Origin of the sequence: Flavihumibacter fluminis (assembly GCF_021491375.1) — a bacterium.
Taxonomy (GTDB): Bacteria; Bacteroidota; Bacteroidia; order Chitinophagales; family Chitinophagaceae; genus Flavihumibacter; species Flavihumibacter fluminis.
Map to the genome: position 1 here is coordinate 1 of NZ_JAKEVY010000008.1, position 17,238 is coordinate 17,238.

The window sequence follows — 17,238 nt, forward strand, 5'->3', positions numbered from 1 at the left end:
GCCAGCTTCCTTCAGATTCTACCTCGCGATAGACACCCTTGCTCTTGGCTAATGGTTGGCGATTACATACCCCCATAACGGACTTGCACCGTCGAGTCTGACGCCATGCATGGCGCACAAAAAAGAGGCGGGAAACCGTGTAGGTACCCGCCTCTAAACAAAATTGAACGAGGGTTTAGCTGATAATGTCCTCTACACAACGACTGATTTCTACAATGCGTGGTTCATTCAGCCGATAATAAATGAATTTACCATCGCGCTCAGTCTTCACAATGCCTGCTCTGCGCAAAATTGCAAGATGCTGAGAAGCAACAGATTGCTCCAGACGCAACCGTACATAAATTTCTGTAACGGTTAACTTGTCGTTTTCTTCCAACAACTTCATGATTTGCTGGCGCAATTTGTGATTCATTGCTCTGAGCGTGAGTGCTGCTTTTTTTACATGTAAGAAATCAACCTTCAATTCAGCGCCTTCCGCCTCATTAACCAATAGATAATTTCCTGCTACTGTGTTCATGTCTCAGATGGGATTTAAATGTTTAGCCTTAACCTTAACAAGCAAATTTACATAGCAATTAATTAAAATACATCAGGATTTTGCTTTTACAGGGTCATAAAAAGCTTTTACGTAAAATGGTTCCGAATAAGCAAGTTCAGCAAACTCCCCTCTATCGTACATTTCCTGTGCAATTCTCACAAAATCCATTGCCCCGGGCTGCCAGTCAGGGAAGTAAGCATTCGCCGATTTTAACAGGACTTTATATTTCGCGGCTCCGTTTCCTATGAAAAAAACAGGTTCCACGTTGATCCAGTTATTAAAACTGTCTGCCTCCAATACCAGGGCAGCAGGTGCCATCAACATATTTTTGGAGGAATCGTAAACAGCGGTAAATACTTCCATTCTTCGTGCATCGATCATTGGACAAACGATTCCTTTGCCGTTATGATGCAAATAAGAGGCAGCCATTACATATAAATTATCCAATAGGATCAAAGGAACTTTCAAGGCATAACACAAACCTTTTGCACTCGCCATCCCAACCCGAAGGCCAGTGTAGGAGCCCGGACCAGCAACTACTGCAATCGCGTTCAACTCAGCAAATGAAATAACTGTATCCTTTAAAAGCTTTTCCAGAGCCGGTTGCAGCCAGCTCGCATGGTCTTTCTGAGAATGGTTTGAACTACTCTTTAGGAGCACTCCATCCCGGGAAATACAGAGCAGGGCGGTTTCTAGAGAAGTATCAATGGTTAACAAACAGCTCATGTAGGAAGTAATGATTGTTCCAGCAACCTGGAAGGTTTATAGGCAGGATTTTCACCAGCCAGTATGATTAATAGTTGCAACACATTCTTTTCTCCAATCAGGCTGGTCCACTCAAAAGGGCCCATAGGATAATTCGTTCCAAGTTTCATAGCGATATCGATCTCTTCCCTGGTGCTGATCCCTTCTTCTAACGTCATCCAGGCTTCATTCAGAATCATAGCAAGAATTCTCGGGCGAATCATGCCTGCTACATCAGGTACTTTCATCCATGTTTTACCACATGCTTTTAAGAAATAATCCAATTCTTTCGGAAGCATATCCTGGGTGAATGCCAACTCCACCAATTCAGGATGTGTAAATCCGGGCCAGGCATTTATCCGGACAAATCCCGGAGGTAACTTACTGCAAGGCCAGTTGACAGCATTTACAGCGATTGGTTTTTTCAGTTTTGCCAGATTTTCCTTTCGTTGTTCAGAGCCATCAAAATCCAGGTCTATAAAAAGGTCAGCAGGAAATTCAAGAAATGACTCCAGCTTATCCATCCAGACCAGTTCTACAGGCGCTTCACAGTTAGCCGGGAACAGATCCTGCCGATTGCTGTTCAGAATAGCTACTTTAATTGGAGGAATCCTCATAATCAAAAGTACAAAGCATTTATTTTTACCGCATGGAAAAAAAGATCATCAAAACAGAACAGGCACCAGCCCCCATTGGCCCATATAGCCAGGCCGTACAGCTGGGCAATTTCCTCTTTATTTCAGGACAAGTGCCAATCAATCCTGCAACCAATACCATTGAGGCAACCGATATCAGCGGAGAGGCTGAACAGGTAATGCAAAACCTGAAGGCTGTACTGGAAACAGCCGGTTATAATTTTGCAGATGTGGTCAAGACCACGATTTTCCTTACCGACATGGCCAATTTCCCAGCGGTGAATGAAGTATATGGTAAGTACTTTGACGGTAATTACCCTGCACGTGAAACGGTTGCAGTTAAAGGATTGCCCCGAAATGTGAACGTGGAAATCAGTATGATTGCCTCAAAATAGCCGATCGCTTATTTTGACAATACACCCAATTCCCGGCCCACTTTGGTAAATGCTGCAATGGCTTTATCGAGGTGCTCCCGGGTATGGGCGGCACTCAGCTGAACACGAATTCTAGCCTGCCCCTTTGGAACCACCGGAAAGAAAAATCCGATCACATAAATACCTTCTTCAAGTAAACGTGCTGCAAATTGCTGTGCAACTACTGCGTCGTACAACATGATTGGAACAATCGGATGATCGCCGGGTTTGATATCAAATCCTGCTTCCGTCATTTGTTTTCTGAAATAACTGGTGTTGGATTCCAGACGGTCACGCAGTTCCGTTGTTTCACTCAACATATCCAGCACCGCAATGGAAGCCCCTACGATGGACGGAGCCAGGGTGTTACTAAAGAGGTATGGCCGACTTCTTTGTCGCAACATTTCAATTACTTCTTTTCTTCCACTCGTAAATCCTCCTGATGCTCCGCCAAGGGCTTTACCCAGGGTGCCCGTAATAATATCTACCCTTCCCATTACACCGCGGTATTCATGGGTACCACGACCAGTTTTTCCCAGAAAACCGGATGAGTGACACTCATCAATCATCACAATAGCGTCGTATTGATCTGCCAGATCGCAGATTTTATCCAGTTGGGCAATGGTACCATCCATACTAAAGGAGCCATCCGTAACAATAATACGGCTTCTTGCCCCGGAGGCAGCCTGAAGCTGCAGTTCCAAATCCGCCATATCGTTGTGTTTGTAGCGGAACCGTTGTGCTTTGCATAGGCGAATGCCATCAATTATGGAAGCATGATTCAGTTCATCAGAAATAATGGCATCTTCCTGACCAAATAAGGGTTCAAAGACACCTCCGTTGGCATCAAAAGCAGCCGCATATAAAATGGTATCTTCCGTACCAAGGAATTCGGCAATTTTTCTCTCCAGTGTTTTATGTATATCCTGGGTTCCGCAAATAAAACGGACACTACTCATGCCATATCCATGAGAATCAATGGCTTCATGGGCTGCCTGGATCACTTTGGGATGTGAGGATAATCCAAGGTAATTATTTGCACAAAAGTTCAGTACTTTTTTCCCATTAACCAGTATCTCTGGTCCCTGCTCACTGGTAATAACCCTTTCCTTTTTAAATAAACCTACCTCTTCGATGGATTGCAGTTCCTCTTTTATTCGCTGTACAAATTTCTCGTTCATATTACCGATTTAGGGTGTAAAAATAAGGAAGATTGCATGGCTAACGACTGTTCGTGAAATCGATTGAGTTGGCTGAAGTTGATCTTTTTTTAACTTTTTAGACTCGAAGATGTAACATCCCCTATCTATCTTGCGTCTAATTCGAAAACCGAAGCAATGAAACGCCCGATTTCCAAAACCAACCTTATTCTTAGCTGTGCAGCACTCCTTACGGGCCTCATTCTAACAACTTATCTGTTGACTTTTTCAGGATTCTCCTTCCGGTCTGCAAGCACCAATGCAGCAGCTACCTGTACTGAAATTGCGGAGGATGCCGCTCCTTCTCCTTTACCAGTAAGCAGTTCCATTATTTTTGAAGCAGTAACCGGCCACCTTCTTTCTACCGGATTCTAAACCGCCTATCTTTCATCTTTACTGTCTTATATAGTTTTTTACTATATAATTATCTTCCGTTTCCCCCTCTTCCATTCCTCCCTCTTCCATTCTCCTTTGTCTCCGGTCTCCTCTGTCTCCAGTCTCCTCTGTCTCCAGTCTCCTCTGTATCATCTTCCACACCTTTTTTCTATTTCCCTGTAACTTTATCCTCTTGCTATCCGTATAACATACAGAACCACCTGAAAATTCAACAAAACTGTTTATGACAGAGAGGGAATACAATGAATGTGTGAGGACCCATGCGGATAATGTATACCGCTTCATTCTCAAAAACCTTCGGCACGAAGACGACGCGCAGGATATTGTGCAGTCTGCATTTGAGAAAATGTGGCTACACCGGGAAACGATCGATTATGAAAAGAGCAAAAGTTATCTGTTTACTGTGGCCTATAACCAGATGATAGACCATATCCGGAAAACCAGCAGGGTGCAATTGAAGGAAGAGTTTTCAGAACAAACCCGGATTACTGACCGGCCAGCCAGTAATCTCCGCAAAGTACTTGAAGACGCATTGGCCCGCCTTAGTGAGACTCAACGCAGCCTGGTGCTGTTGAAGGATTACGAGGGTTATTCCTACGAAGAAATCGGACGGATTACATCCCTGAGTGAGAGCCAGGTTAAAGTGTACCTGCACCGGGCCAGGATTCAATTGAAAAATTACCTGGTAAGTCCGGAAAACGTACTCTAACCGTTCACCCAAATTTTGAAACCATGAACATTAACAGAAATAATTACGAGGTTTTTTTCCTGCTGTATATTGACCGCGAGTTGAACGCGGAGGAGATGCTGGCAGTGGAAAACTTTCTCGAAGAAAACCCGGATCTCCAAGTGGAAATGGATATGCTGTCAAACACTATTCTTCCGGAAGATCAGGCAGCTGCTGTTTTTCCCGAAAAATCGAAATTGTATCGCACAGCAGATACAAGCAGCACGGTTTCCATTCTGAACTATGAATCCTATTTCGTTCAATATGCCGATGATGAATTAAATAATGAAGAAAAAGCGGCTACTGAAAAATTTGTTTATGATAACCCTGAGTTTCAGGCTGAATTTGAATTAATTCAGCAGGCAAAACTGGTACCAGATAACACAGTAGTTTTTCCAGGAAAAGAAAAATTGTACCGTGGAAATTCAACCACTGTACGGCCCATGTTCCCGGTTTGGACCCGTTATGCAGCCGCTGCGATGGTACTTTTAATGGCCGGTTTGTTTTGGTTGGGACGCCAGGCTGAAACATCTAATATAAATATTAGTCAACAGGGAAGTATCGCAACGAATCAATCTCAAGCAAAAATACAACCTGCTGAAATTGTCGAATCCATAACAACACCAGGTGAACTTCCATCTGAGCAAGCAACATTGACAGCAAGTTCAAAGCCAACAGCTGCATCAGAAAAAACCTTGAGCAATGATGAATCTACCATACAGCTGGCAGTTATAAGTCAACCTCAGAAGATACAGGAAGTAAAGCTGCAAGCAAGTGTGCCGGGCCAAACCACCAATACAAAACTTCCGGTTGGTACTTCAATTGCAGCAAAAGTTGACGAACCGGCTGAAGGTTCTTTGGCGATAAACAGTTTAACTACCACTGAGAATTCCGTTATCCCTGTTCAGATTGATGATGAACCAGTGATAGTTGTAGCTGTCAATGATAATTCGAGAGATGACGATACATTCTCCCCGGGAAAAGAAATAATACGAAAAACACCCTTGCGTGGACTACTTCGCAAAGCCGGCCGCATCGTAGGAAAAACCAACCCATTCTCTGAAGATCGGGCAAAAGGCGGCGTATTCACCGCTTCCAATGAACAATAAAAAAACGAAAAATCATATCTATGTTTAAGAAGATCGGCCTGATGGCCCTGGCAACCTGTGCCCTTTTAAGTACGCAGGCACAAACCGATACCACCCAATCACCCGTAAAGGAAAGTGATACCATGCGAATCGGAAATATCATCATCCTGAAAAACGGACAGCCGTCCAATCAATCCCAGGAAGTTCAGGATTATTTCAAACACAGAAAGTATAACAAGTCCAACCATGTAACCCATTGGTTTGCCTTTGATCTTGGCTTCAACAATTTTGTTGATAACACAGATTACAGTAGTCCGGAAGCTCAGGCATTTGCTCCGGGAGCAACCGACGACTGGTTCAACCTCCGGAATTCAAAATCGGTCAATGTCAACATCTGGTTTGTACAGGGTCGGCTAAATATGATCAAACATGTGATCAATCTCCGGTATGGAGCCGGACTTGAGTTCTACAATTTCCGGTTCGAGGAAGATATCCGGTTCAGGAAGAATCCGCCGTCTGTTTATCTCGATGATCAGATCAATTACAACAAGAATAAACTGGCATTGAATTATATCACCGTTCCGGTTATGCTGAATATTAACTTCACGCCTGGTAAATCTCTGGAAAGATCCTTTGGAATCAGTGCAGGTGTAAGTGGGAGTTATCTCTATGGATCCCGTCAAAAATATCGCAGTGCAGAAACCGGAAAAGAGAAATTAAAAGGCAATCTTGGATTGAATGATTTCAAACTGGCTTATGTAGGTGAAATTCATCTTGGCCCAGTTCAGGTTTATGGTTCTTACGCCACAGAGTCCATGTTTAAAAAGGGGCTGGACTTCACGCCCTATACCGTTGGACTTAGGCTAAGCGCATTCTAATATGATCTACTTATTAAAAAAGCAGCTCCGGGAATCGGGGCTGCTTTTTTATTGTATATTTAAGTAAATCAAAGTAAGGACTTATGCCATACAATGTAATTGACATCGAAGGTATCGGAAGTACATATGCCGCAAAACTGGAAGTTCATGGAATCAAAACAACCTCTGACTTATTACAAAAAGCCGGAACCAAGGCAGGACGGGAAGTACTGGCTGCCGGATCCAAACTTCCGGAATCACTCATTCTGACCTGGGTGAATCATGCCGATCTGATGCGAATTAATGGAATCGCAGGGCAAACCGCCGAATTACTGGAAGCAGCAGGAGTAGATACGGTAAAAGAACTGGCAACCCGTAATGCTGCCAATCTTCATACAAAACTGCAGGAAGTAAATAATCAGTTTGGATTATCCGGAAGGGTACCCTCCATGGAAATGCTGGCAGACATGATTGAAGCTGCCAAAAACCTGGAACCGAAGGTTTTCCACTAAACAGTGGTTCAAAGCTGTCTTTTTTACCATTAAACCAGAATACAAATGAAAAGTATCAGCAGATCACTATGGGTATTGTTCCTGATGGGAGCATTGACCTTCACCGGCTGTAAACCCAAAGATGCAGACATCGAAAAAAATGTTACAACTGCACTTGGAGCCTATCCAGGTGTGCAGGTTACAGTTACTGATGGCGTTGCGACTCTTTCCGGTGAGGTAGCAGACGAAGCAACCCGATCAGCAGCGGAAACAGCTGCCAAAGGAGTCAAAGGTGTAAAATCCGTGAACAGCAAGCTAACAGTTACACCTCCGCCTGCCCCGGTTGTAATCAATCCGGATACAACTCTCCAGGAAACGGCCAATTCGGCAATCACAGCCTTGAACCTTTCTAAAGTGCAGGCAGCGGTTCAGGATGGAGTAATTACACTAACAGGAGAAATCAAAAAATCTGAATTACAGGGATTAATGATGAAAATCAATGAGTTAAAACCCAAAAAAATTGAAAACAAATTAACCATCAAATAAAACTGCAGCTATGGCACTTCAGGATAATAAATACAAAAGCCTGGTTGACCTGGCAACTTCGCAAGGTGTAGCCAACTTACAAGTTAGAGAACAGGATGGTGTTTTGTATATCGACGGGATCGCCCCCAGTACTTCGGTAAAAGATGCCATCTGGGATCATTATGAAACTTTGAACCCCGAATTCAGGGATGCTGACCTGATCATGAATCTCAGTCTGGCCGAAGGGGCAGAAGAGATTTATACCGTTAAATCCGGAGATAACCTCAGTAAAATTGCTAAGAAGTATCCCGGATTAAGCTGGAAGGATATCTATGAAGCCAATACTGACCTGATCAAAAACCCGGATCTTATCCACCCTGGATGGCAATTAAAAATACCACGTAAATAATTGATTGTAAAGCAGAAAAGTCCCGAAATCGGGGCTTTTCTGTTAAGTTTTTCCAAAGTTTATCCACAGCCGAAATAAATTAATATAAGGCAACGTTTTTGTGATACCCTAACCGTCGAAGCTAGTTTACAAAAATCAATTATATGCAGCTCTCACGTGTATCCGTATCCTTGCTGGCCCTGTGCACCGTTGGCCTGCTCTCCTTTTCCGGCCATAATTACCGGAAAGTCCGATTTAACCGGCTAAACTCCGAATTGAATGGCACTCCCCGCATTTTGGTGGACAAGACCGATTATGAACTGAGTATTTTTGATGATGAAGGCTGGTATGCCACTTATCCTGTGGTTTTTGGTGAAAAAACCCTGGGAGATAAGATGTGGGAAGGTGATCGCAAAACCCCTGAAGGTGAATACAAAATCGTTTCCAAACGCCCGCACGACAAATGGGGGAAAATTATGTTGCTGGATTATCCAACACCCGCAGACTGGGCGAAATACAAAGAAAGAAAAGCTAAAGGGCTGATTCCCAAGAACAAAGGCATCGGAAATGGGATCGCCATTCATGGTACCTGGATGCGGGACGACATGGCGGTAGACTATTTCCAGAACTGGACCAATGGCTGTGTCAGCCTGAAAAGATCCGAAATGGATGAACTTTTTGAAATGATCCCCATCGGCACCAAAGTAACGATACGTAAGTAAAAATACTGGGAATAAATATATTAGTTAAAATTATAGTCATATCTTGGATATGACTATTTTTGTCAGTGCATACGTCTAGTCTTCCAAATCCTTCGGAATAACCACAGTTTTCCAAATTCCTTATTAAGACTATTTCCTAAACCGTAACCAGGTGTCAAATACCATGGTTACTTAGTCATTTTCAAAACTGTGTTATCCATGAATACATTCTATCACAAATACTCTACCATGAGAAGACTTGTACATTTCACAATCCTACTCTTATTTGTTTCGGCAAGTGCAACCGCACAATTTAAATATTGGGTTGCGCCCGGAGTTTCCGGAAACTGGTCAAATGCCTCCAACTGGTCATCTACTTCCGGAGGTCCGGGCGGAGCTGGAGCTCCTACTGCAAGCCAAACTGCAGTATTTGATAACGGAAGTAATGCAAATTGCCTGCTTGACCAGCCTTCAATTACACTTAACAATATTCTGATCCCTTCCGCCTACACAGGAACAATCAGTCCCAGTGGAACAACCAGTATGACCATCCGGTTTGATGTAATTATGTCTACTGGTAACATTGTTTTACCAGATGTCTCTTCTATAGGTGGCTTCCTGACAATAAACGGAGGATCCGTTACAACAGGTGCTGTTTCATCATCAGTTGGTAACAATTTCAGTGTAAGTACTGGTACATTTAATGCCAATGGAAGTCTATCTCTCGGGGCTAATATGGCAATTATTAACGGTGGCAGTTTTAATGCTGGCACCAGTACGATCACACTGACTGGATCAACCCATACTTCTATAAATAATAACGGTAGCCTGCCAGGGACTACTACCTTTTTCAACTTGGTGCTTCAAAAAACTCAAACTGCCAACAATCTGGTTATTGGTACAAATGACCAGGTTGTTGTTACCAACGATTTAAACCTGATTGATGGTTTAATCAGTGGTCCCAATGGTTCGCTTCAGGTTGGCAGAAACCTTACTGTTGGAACTGCATTTGATGGCGCACAAACCAATTTCACGCTCAATGGCGCTTCGGATGCAGTTGTTACTGTAAATGCACCTTTCATTTCAACATTTTCAGGATCAACTACTATTAACAAATCCAATCCAGCCAGCCAGGTATCTTTCGTAACCGATTTGCCCAGTAATCTGATAAATTTCAATTCGTTGACTACCAACACACTTAACATTACTCAGGGAACTATCAATTTTCCTGACAATGATGCAGTTGTGTGGAATTTCAACAACTTCAATATAGGTGCAAATGCAACTTTTAACGCACCATCTAACACCATGACTATACTGGGAAACTTCAACAACTCCGGATCATTCAATGCGAATAATGGTACAGTTGAATTTACATCTGCTGCGAATAGATTTTATTCTTTTGGCACAAGCGCTCAGAATGGAACGACCACATTTTTTGATGTTATAATTAATAACACCAACAGTGATGGAAGTTTTAATATTGAAATAGGCGACCGTTTAGCTATTTCCAATAATCTTACAATAAATGCGGGTTATTTAAACTCTATTGGTGGAAATCTATCCAATCAATCCTTTGTATCTGTTGGTGGAGCTTTATCCATTCAGTCTAGTGCAAAACCTTGGGCTATAGGTGTTCATTTAGAATTTACAGGTGCTAATCCTCAATCCGTAACACTTGCGGCAAGCGCAACTTCACACATCAATGGAAATGTTTCATTTTTAAAGACTGCGCCAGGACCCATTACATTAAATTCTCCGGTTGTATTGAATGTTGTTGGCCAGGTTGTAACATTTACAGGTGGTGTAGTAGAAACTACAAATACCAATATCCTAAACTTTGCAGTTAATGGGGTGGTTGCCTTAGGTGGTAACGCAATTAGTCACGTAGATGGTCCTATACTAAGATCAGGCATTTCCGCATTCACATTCCCAACTGGTGACGCTGGTATATATGCACCTATTCACATAAGTGGTACAGGATTTAATTCAAATATTCCGTCTGCAACCTACATAGCGCAGTATATTAGAAATAGCCCTGATCCATTATACCCAATTGATCAACTATCTCCTACCAACCCTCCTGATCTACAAATTAGTGACCTGGAGTACTGGATTCTGGATCAACAGGGACCTGTTACTGCTGGACCAAGAATATGGCTTTCGTATTCCGGCAACAGTGGTGTAACAGATCCTACCACCATCGGTGTTACTCAATGGGATAATCCAGGTTTCTGGCAATTAATCGGAAACGGTGGTTTGCAGAATGTTGGAGGAGCATCTTATGTAGCATCAGCAAGTACAAACGTTTCAAATGTAAGTTCCGCTGATCCGGTATTTACCCTGAGTACGATTGACCCAATTGCGAACCCGCTGCCTGTAACCTGGCTGAGCTTCACAGGCCGCTATTTCAATGGATCAGTAGATCTGAACTGGAGCACTTCTCTGGAAGTGAACAACGAAGAATATACCATCGAACGCTCTGCTGATGGTCAGAACTTCACTGCCATTGGAAATGTACCTGGTATAGGAAATACAACAAGTATCTCCCGCTATAGCTTTAAAGACACCAATCCGCTTTCTGGTTCCGCTTATTACCGGATTAAACAAACAGATCGCGATGGTAAATTCAGCTATAGTGATGTAATCCGCGTATCCAACAACGAAGTTGCGTTGAAAGGTATCCGTCTCTTCCCGAACCCGGTTTCTGGCAATATGCCACTGACTATTGAGAACGGAAACTGGAGCAATAAGAAAGTGACAATCACTATCTATAACGCAGTTGGAGGAATTGTACGCCAGGAGCAAATCACCTTCGGTTCTGATAGTCGCGCTAAAATCAATGTGGAATCATTGCAGAAAGGCAGCTACTTCATTACCACATCAATCAATAACGAACGTCAGACAATGCAATTCTTTATCCAGTAAGAATTACTGTCAACATAAAAAGACCGTCACTAATAGTGGCGGTCTTTTTTTATTATTGTATTTCATGTTATACAGGCTGGTAAAACTTTTAATGACCCTGGCCACCAGGATTTTTTACAGGAAAATTCATTTCCTGAACAGCCATAACATTCCGGCTACCGGTCCGGCCATCCTGATAGCAAATCATCCCGGCTCACTAATGGATGCAGCTTTGCTTGGATTGTTATTAAACCGGCCTATTCACTTTTTTGCAAGAGGAGACATTTTTAAAAGCAGGCTGATACACCGTATCCTGAATGCACTGCACATGCACCCTATCCACCATCACCAGTATAACCGCTCCTTCCTGGGTGTGAACGACGATAGTTTTGAAATAGCCCTCAACCTACTGCAAAAAGGAGAACTTGTACTTTTTTTTCCCGAAGGCTTCAGCCATGTTGAATACTTCCTGTTGCCTTTTAAAAAAGGAACCTTTCGCCTGGCTTTTCAGGCGCTGGAAAAAAATCAGCACATTTCGCTCCCTATTGTACCTGTTGGATTTCATTACAGCCATCCAACTGAGCTGTTTAGTACTGTTTGGGTAAAAGCTGGCGCACCTATTGAAACAGCAGATTTTTATGCCGCCTACCAAACAAACCCAGCCCAGGCAATTCGCAAACTAACCGACATTGCTTTTGAATCCATTCAGGAACTGACAATACAAGTTCAAGCTTCCTTTTCCAGGGAACTCTTTCATTTGCTTCAATTGTTCAGAAGTCATAACAGCTACCAGATCGCAGATCCAATGGAACAATGGCAACAGGAAAAAAAAATCAGCCTTAATTTTTCAAGGATTCATGAAAAGCTATTGGATACCTATAGATTCTATGTACATCTTTTAAAACAGCATCAGATCAAAGAGGAAGGACTGCTTCCAATCAACTTATCCCCCGTTTCGAAAACAAACAAGCTTATGTGCAGACTTCTTGCGGCACCCGGATTTCTTCTCCATGCGCCCCCCCTTTTTATCGCAAAATGGATTGCCGATACAAAAGTTACCCGAATAGATTTTTATGCCTGGATTCTTGTAGCATCTGCAGCCCTGCTGGATATCTGTTGGATCTTATTGATTTTCCTGGTATTCACTATTGATCATTCTCTTCTTGCTGGAATGACTTTTTTCATCATCAGCATTTTTTTCGGGTGGTTAACCTGGAAATGCGCACCCTGCCTTATCCTACACAGGCAGGAGCTGGAGCTAAAAAAAATACCCGAATCCACAGTTCAGCAGATCCGGGTAATGAAAGAGGAGTTGATTTCTTCGCTTAGAGTTTTCCTTTCTTGATTTCGTCCACCACTGCCGGATCCAGCAGGGTGCTGGTATCTCCGAGATTCTCCATCTCACCTTCAGCTATTTTCCTGAGGATACGTCGCATTATTTTGCCACTCCGTGTTTTGGGTAAGCCAGGCACAAACTGAATTTTATCCGGCTTGGCAATCGGGCCAATGATTCGGCTGACCGTTTGCGTGATATCCTGGCGATTCAGGTTCTCATCTCCATGAGAACCCTGGAAAATCACAAAACAATAAATACCCTGCCCTTTGATATCATGCGGATACCCTACTACTGCACTTTCCACTACACCTGCGTGCATATTGATGGCATTTTCCACTTCGGCAGTACCAATACGGTGCCCGCTCACATTCAACACATCATCCACCCGACCAGTAATGCGATAATAACCTTCTTCATCGCGATAACAACCATCACCGGTAAAATACATATTCTCATAAGCCGAGAAATAATTCGTTCTGCAACGCTCATGATCTCCGTAAGTTGTCCGGATGATCGATGGCCAGGGAAAACGGATACAAAGATTGCCACTCACATTATTACCAGTGATTTCCTTTCCATTCTCATCCACCAATACCGGCTGTACACCGGGCATTGGCAAGGTTGCATAACTGGGTTTAGCAGGAGTAACCCCAGCCATATTGCTGATCAGTACGCCACCTGTTTCAGTCTGCCACCAGGTATCAACAATCGGACAGCGCCCCTTCCCAATATTTTCATTGTACCAATGCCAGGCTTCTTCATTAATGGGCTCACCAACTGTACCTAATACCTTCAGCGAACTCAACTGCTTTCCCTGCAATGGACCCAGGCCAAATCCCATCAGGGAACGAATAGCAGTTGGTGCCGTATACAGGACATTTACTTTGTATTTATCAACAACCTCCCAGAATCGACCTGCATCCGGCCAGGTTGGAATTCCTTCAAATAATAAGGTGGTAGCACCTGCACTCAATGGACCGTACACAATATAACTGTGCCCTGTAATCCAACCTATATCTGCGGTACAAAAGTGGATATCACCCGGCTGGTATTGAAAGGTATTGACAAAAGTATAGTTGGTGTACACCATATAGCCGGCACAGGTATGTACAACACCCTTGGGTTTGCCAGTAGAGCCTGAGGTATACAGAATGAACAGGGGATCTTCTGAATCCATCTCTTCAGCCGGACAATCAGGATTGCCCATGGTCTCTACTTTCCTTATTTCATCTTCCCACCAAACATCACGACCTTTGATCATAGAAACCGGAGTACGGGTACGGGTTAAAACAATCACCCGCTTTACAAAACGACACTGCACCAGGGCATCGTCAATTACCGACTTTAATGGAATTTCTTTATTACCCCGATAAGCGCCATCACAGGTAATTACATATTCTGCCTGGGCATCCATCAAACGATCGGCAATACTCTGCGCGCTAAAGCCCCCAAATATTACGGAATGAATAGCACCAATTCTTGCACAAGCCAGTACTGCGATTGCCAGTTCAGGAACCATCCCCATATACAGACAAACCCGATCCCCTTTCTGAACGCCATTATTCTTTAAGACATTGGCAAACTGAACCACTTTGGTATGAAGCTCCCGATACGTTAAAATGCGGTGATGTTCCTCCGGATCATTGGGCTCCCAGATAATAGCCGGCTTGTTTCCTAAAGACCCCAGGTGACGATCCAGACAGTTTTCAGTTATATTCAGCCGACCACCAATAAACCATTCTACCTTAGGATCCTTGAAATTCCAGTTCAGCACTTTATCCCAACGCTTCCGCCAGTAAAAATGACCGGCAATATCCCCCCAGAACCCTTCCGGATCCATCACACTTTTATTGTAAACCGACTTGTATTCTTCGAAAGACTTAATCTGATAAGGATATGACATATGGCATCGTTTTGTTTGCAGTTCTAAAAGTAGAAAAGTTGTTTGGCCAAAAATCAACAAAGTTTGGTAATTTGGTATATTTATTTATGAAAGCGATTTCCTGTCCGCGCTGCTCCGCATCCAACCCCATCAAAAGCGGCATTGTAAAAGGCAGGCAACGATACCATTGCAAAACCTGCCGCTACTATTTTACTGTTTTTAAAAAAGGTAAATCAACAGAGCCCTACTACGTTATCAAAGCACTGCAGTTATATCTGGAAGGTGTTTCCCTTCGGGAGATCGAACGGCTCCTTGGCATCAGTCACGCCTCCGTTCATAACTGGATAAAAAAAGCCAATCTGCAGTTGCCTCAAGGTCCCTCCTATCGCCCTTCCTATAAAGTACTTTCCCATACAGAACTGAATCAATTCCTGCAAGACCCGGCTGCTCTTCGCAAAGCCGGATGTATGATCACCGAACTTGGTGACAAATTCATGGTGATCCGCTGGGAACGATTTAGAAAATAAACTGTTAGCTATACTAATTTACAATTGGCGGCGACTTCTTTGTATACTTATCCGGATTACGTAATATGTAGCTACAAGATTGCTTAGCTATGTCCCAACCAACTAACACAGGTATCTGGAAAGTTATCGGCGCTTCATCCGTAGGCACCCTCATCGAATGGTATGATTTTTACATTTTTGGAAGCCTGGCTACTGTTATTGCCAGCCAGTTTTTTCCCAACACCAATCCAACAGCTGCGCTGCTGAGTACCCTAGCCACTTTCGCAGCAGGTTTTATTGTTCGCCCCTTTGGCGCCCTGGTCTTTGGTCGCCTGGGAGACCTGATCGGCAGGAAATATACTTTTCTCTTAACCCTTGTATTAATGGGTGGCTCCACCTTCGCTATCGGACTAATCCCCTCGTATGAAACCATCGGATTTGCCGCTCCAATACTGGTATTGATGCTTCGTTTGTTACAGGGATTGGCACTGGGCGGCGAATACGGAGGTGCCGCCACCTATGTTGCTGAACATGCCCCGGCAAACAGAAGAGGTTACTTTACTTCCTGGATTCAGACAACCGCTACACTCGGACTTTTTGTATCTCTCGGTGTTATTCTGCTGACTAGACATAGTCTCGACAGCGACCCGGAAGTTTCCATTCGTAAATTCAACGATTGGGGCTGGCGGATTCCCTTCCTGGTTTCTATCCTTCTGGTAGTGGTGTCTATTTATATCCGGCTGAAAATGAACGAATCGCCCCTGTTTACCAAATTGAAATCGGAAGGAAAAGTTTCAGTCAACCCGCTCAAAGAAAGTTTTGGTCATAAAACCAACCTGAAAATGGTATTACTGGCCCTGTTTGGCGCTACAATGGGCCAGGGAGTGGTGTGGTATACCGGACAGTTTTATGCCCAATCCTTCATCGAAAATGTATGCAAGGTTGATTTCGACCAAAGCCGCACCATCCTGATCTGGGCCATCGTTTTTGCAACCCCATTTTTTGTTCTGTTCGGATCGTGGAGTGATAAGATTGGAAGGAAATGGATTATGATGGCAGGCATGCTGCTGGCCGTATTTTCCTACAGACCCATCTACAAAGAACTCATGACAGCAACGGATATCCCTAACCGAATTAGTGCAGAAACCCCTGCAGTTGCTTCCGTTAGCCGCGAAACCCGCCCCCTGCCGGATGGTTCCGCAACCCTGCAAATAACATCCTCCCGCTATTCATTCAGCACAGGAATGTCTTTTACTGAAGTTAAATCCGACACTCTTAGGAATAATGTAACAACTGCCGGCAAACTCACTTATACAGAAAAAAAACTTGACAACCCCACCTACTGGAAATTTGTATTGCTGATCTTCATCCAGGTATTCTTTGTAACCATGGTATATGGCCCGATTGCTGCCTTCCTGGTTGAATTGTTCCCCACCAAAATACGATACACCAGTATGTCACTCCCTTACCATATCGGGAATGGAGTTTTTGGCGGACTAACCCCTTTTATCGCCACCCTGCTCACCACCATTTATACACAAGATGCCCTGGTCGGACTTTGGTACCCAATCCTGATTGCAGCCGTTTGCCTGGTAATCGGCACCCTTTATATCAGCAATAAAATTGATCCAAACGTAAACGATTAATGTCATGAATCAACTCAAACGATACCTCGGAATTCTTTGGATTGCACTCGCACCTCTTGCCATCTACTACCTGGTAAAAACAGCAGCATCGGAGATTGCCGCCAAACCGGTTATTGATACCAAAATCCAATGGGGTGTATTTGTAATTATATTCATTCCAATCGCCATCGGTCTTGCCCTATTTGGCTACTTCGCACTTAAAGGCGAATATGATCACCTGCCGGAGCGATCCGATGAAATAAGCGATTAAATTTGTGGC

Annotated in this window: 20 protein-coding genes; 14 read left to right on the top strand and 6 right to left on the bottom strand. The window is 43.6% G+C overall.

Annotated features, from left to right (window positions below; genetic code table 11):
* Window positions 1–175: 175 nt before the first annotated feature.
* The 3 genes from L0U88_RS20120 to L0U88_RS20130 all read right to left on the bottom strand — a co-directional run bounded on the left by L0U88_RS20120 (window position 176) and on the right by L0U88_RS20130 (window position 1,899).
* Window positions 176–517 carry an ArsR/SmtB family transcription factor gene (locus tag L0U88_RS20120; protein ID WP_234868580.1) on the bottom strand — a complete coding sequence of 114 codons (342 nt, stop codon included), beginning with the start codon at window positions 515–517 and terminating at the stop codon, window positions 176–178.
* Between the two features lie 72 nt (window positions 518–589).
* Window positions 590–1,264, bottom strand: a complete 675-nt coding sequence (gene tsaB / locus L0U88_RS20125) for a tRNA (adenosine(37)-N6)-threonylcarbamoyltransferase complex dimerization subunit type 1 TsaB (RefSeq protein ID WP_234868582.1) — start codon at window positions 1,262–1,264, stop codon at window positions 590–592.
* Window positions 1,261–1,899 carry a 3-hydroxyacyl-CoA dehydrogenase family protein gene (locus tag L0U88_RS20130; RefSeq protein ID WP_234868584.1) on the bottom strand — a complete coding sequence of 213 codons (639 nt, stop codon included), beginning with the start codon at window positions 1,897–1,899 and terminating at the stop codon, window positions 1,261–1,263. Before L0U88_RS20130 ends, tsaB begins: the two co-directional genes overlap by 4 nt.
* Window positions 1,900–1,931: 32 nt before the next feature.
* Here L0U88_RS20130 and L0U88_RS20135 point away from each other — a divergent pair, with 32 nt between their 5' ends.
* Entirely contained in the window at window positions 1,932–2,312 is a 381-nt protein-coding gene (locus L0U88_RS20135; RefSeq protein ID WP_234868586.1) for a RidA family protein, read from the top strand.
* Window positions 2,313–2,320: 8 nt separating this feature from the next.
* Here L0U88_RS20135 and kbl read toward each other — a convergent pair whose 3' ends face one another.
* Window positions 2,321–3,511 carry a glycine C-acetyltransferase gene (kbl, locus tag L0U88_RS20140; protein WP_234868588.1) on the bottom strand — a complete coding sequence of 397 codons (1,191 nt, stop codon included), beginning with the start codon at window positions 3,509–3,511 and terminating at the stop codon, window positions 2,321–2,323.
* Window positions 3,512–3,667: 156 nt separating this feature from the next.
* Between kbl and L0U88_RS20145 the strand changes: the two genes are divergently transcribed.
* Window positions 3,668–3,904, top strand: coding sequence for a hypothetical protein (locus tag L0U88_RS20145; protein WP_234868591.1), 237 nt, complete (start codon window positions 3,668–3,670; stop codon window positions 3,902–3,904).
* An 18-nt stretch (window positions 3,905–3,922) separates the two neighbouring features.
* On the opposite strand, the gene L0U88_RS20975 is transcribed toward L0U88_RS20145, so the two are convergent.
* Window positions 3,923–4,057, bottom strand: coding sequence for a hypothetical protein (locus L0U88_RS20975; RefSeq protein WP_255723251.1), 135 nt, complete (start codon window positions 4,055–4,057; stop codon window positions 3,923–3,925).
* A 91-nt stretch (window positions 4,058–4,148) separates the two neighbouring features.
* Here L0U88_RS20975 and L0U88_RS20150 point away from each other — a divergent pair, with 91 nt between their 5' ends.
* The 9 genes from L0U88_RS20150 (at window position 4,149) to L0U88_RS20190 (ending at window position 12,954) form a co-directional block, all read left to right on the top strand.
* Window positions 4,149–4,634, top strand: coding sequence for an RNA polymerase sigma factor (locus L0U88_RS20150; protein WP_234868593.1), 486 nt, complete (start codon window positions 4,149–4,151; stop codon window positions 4,632–4,634).
* A gap of 23 nt (window positions 4,635–4,657) precedes the next feature.
* Entirely contained in the window at window positions 4,658–5,761 is a 1,104-nt protein-coding gene (locus L0U88_RS20155) for an anti-sigma factor (RefSeq protein WP_234868595.1), read from the top strand.
* A gap of 20 nt (window positions 5,762–5,781) precedes the next feature.
* Window positions 5,782–6,618: an outer membrane beta-barrel protein gene (locus tag L0U88_RS20160; protein ID WP_234868597.1), complete on the top strand. Its 837-nt coding sequence runs from the start codon at window positions 5,782–5,784 to the stop codon at window positions 6,616–6,618.
* 83 nt (window positions 6,619–6,701) lie between these two features.
* Window positions 6,702–7,109: a DUF4332 domain-containing protein gene (locus tag L0U88_RS20165; RefSeq protein WP_234868599.1), complete on the top strand. Its 408-nt coding sequence runs from the start codon at window positions 6,702–6,704 to the stop codon at window positions 7,107–7,109.
* Between the two features lie 45 nt (window positions 7,110–7,154).
* Window positions 7,155–7,634, top strand: coding sequence for a BON domain-containing protein (locus tag L0U88_RS20170; RefSeq protein ID WP_234868602.1), 480 nt, complete (start codon window positions 7,155–7,157; stop codon window positions 7,632–7,634).
* A gap of 10 nt (window positions 7,635–7,644) precedes the next feature.
* Window positions 7,645–8,022: a LysM peptidoglycan-binding domain-containing protein gene (locus tag L0U88_RS20175; RefSeq protein WP_234868604.1), complete on the top strand. Its 378-nt coding sequence runs from the start codon at window positions 7,645–7,647 to the stop codon at window positions 8,020–8,022.
* A 143-nt stretch (window positions 8,023–8,165) separates the two neighbouring features.
* Window positions 8,166–8,723, top strand: a complete 558-nt coding sequence (locus tag L0U88_RS20180) for a L,D-transpeptidase family protein (RefSeq protein WP_234868606.1) — start codon at window positions 8,166–8,168, stop codon at window positions 8,721–8,723.
* Window positions 8,724–8,951: 228 nt separating this feature from the next.
* A complete protein-coding gene (locus L0U88_RS20185) occupies window positions 8,952–11,630 on the top strand; it encodes a beta strand repeat-containing protein (protein ID WP_234868608.1) in 2,679 nt (892 codons plus the stop codon).
* Between the two features lie 64 nt (window positions 11,631–11,694).
* Complete coding sequence (locus L0U88_RS20190; RefSeq protein WP_234868611.1) at window positions 11,695–12,954, top strand: 1-acyl-sn-glycerol-3-phosphate acyltransferase; 1,260 nt, start codon at window positions 11,695–11,697, stop codon at window positions 12,952–12,954.
* On the opposite strand, the gene acs is transcribed toward L0U88_RS20190, so the two are convergent.
* On the bottom strand, window positions 12,935–14,848 hold the full coding sequence (gene acs, locus L0U88_RS20195) for an acetate--CoA ligase (RefSeq protein WP_234868613.1): 1,914 nt from the start codon (window positions 14,846–14,848) through the stop codon (window positions 12,935–12,937). The genes L0U88_RS20190 and acs overlap by 20 nt on opposite strands.
* A gap of 86 nt (window positions 14,849–14,934) precedes the next feature.
* Here acs and L0U88_RS20200 point away from each other — a divergent pair, with 86 nt between their 5' ends.
* The 3 genes from L0U88_RS20200 (at window position 14,935) to L0U88_RS20210 (ending at window position 17,229) form a co-directional block, all read left to right on the top strand.
* On the top strand, window positions 14,935–15,354 hold the full coding sequence (locus tag L0U88_RS20200; RefSeq protein ID WP_234868616.1) for an IS1/IS1595 family N-terminal zinc-binding domain-containing protein: 420 nt from the start codon (window positions 14,935–14,937) through the stop codon (window positions 15,352–15,354).
* Window positions 15,355–15,443: 89 nt separating this feature from the next.
* A complete protein-coding gene (locus tag L0U88_RS20205) occupies window positions 15,444–16,979 on the top strand; it encodes an MFS transporter (RefSeq protein WP_234868617.1) in 1,536 nt (511 codons plus the stop codon).
* A gap of 4 nt (window positions 16,980–16,983) precedes the next feature.
* Entirely contained in the window at window positions 16,984–17,229 is a 246-nt protein-coding gene (locus L0U88_RS20210; RefSeq protein ID WP_234868619.1) for a DUF6814 family protein, read from the top strand.
* The last annotated feature ends 9 nt before the right edge of the window (window positions 17,230–17,238 follow it).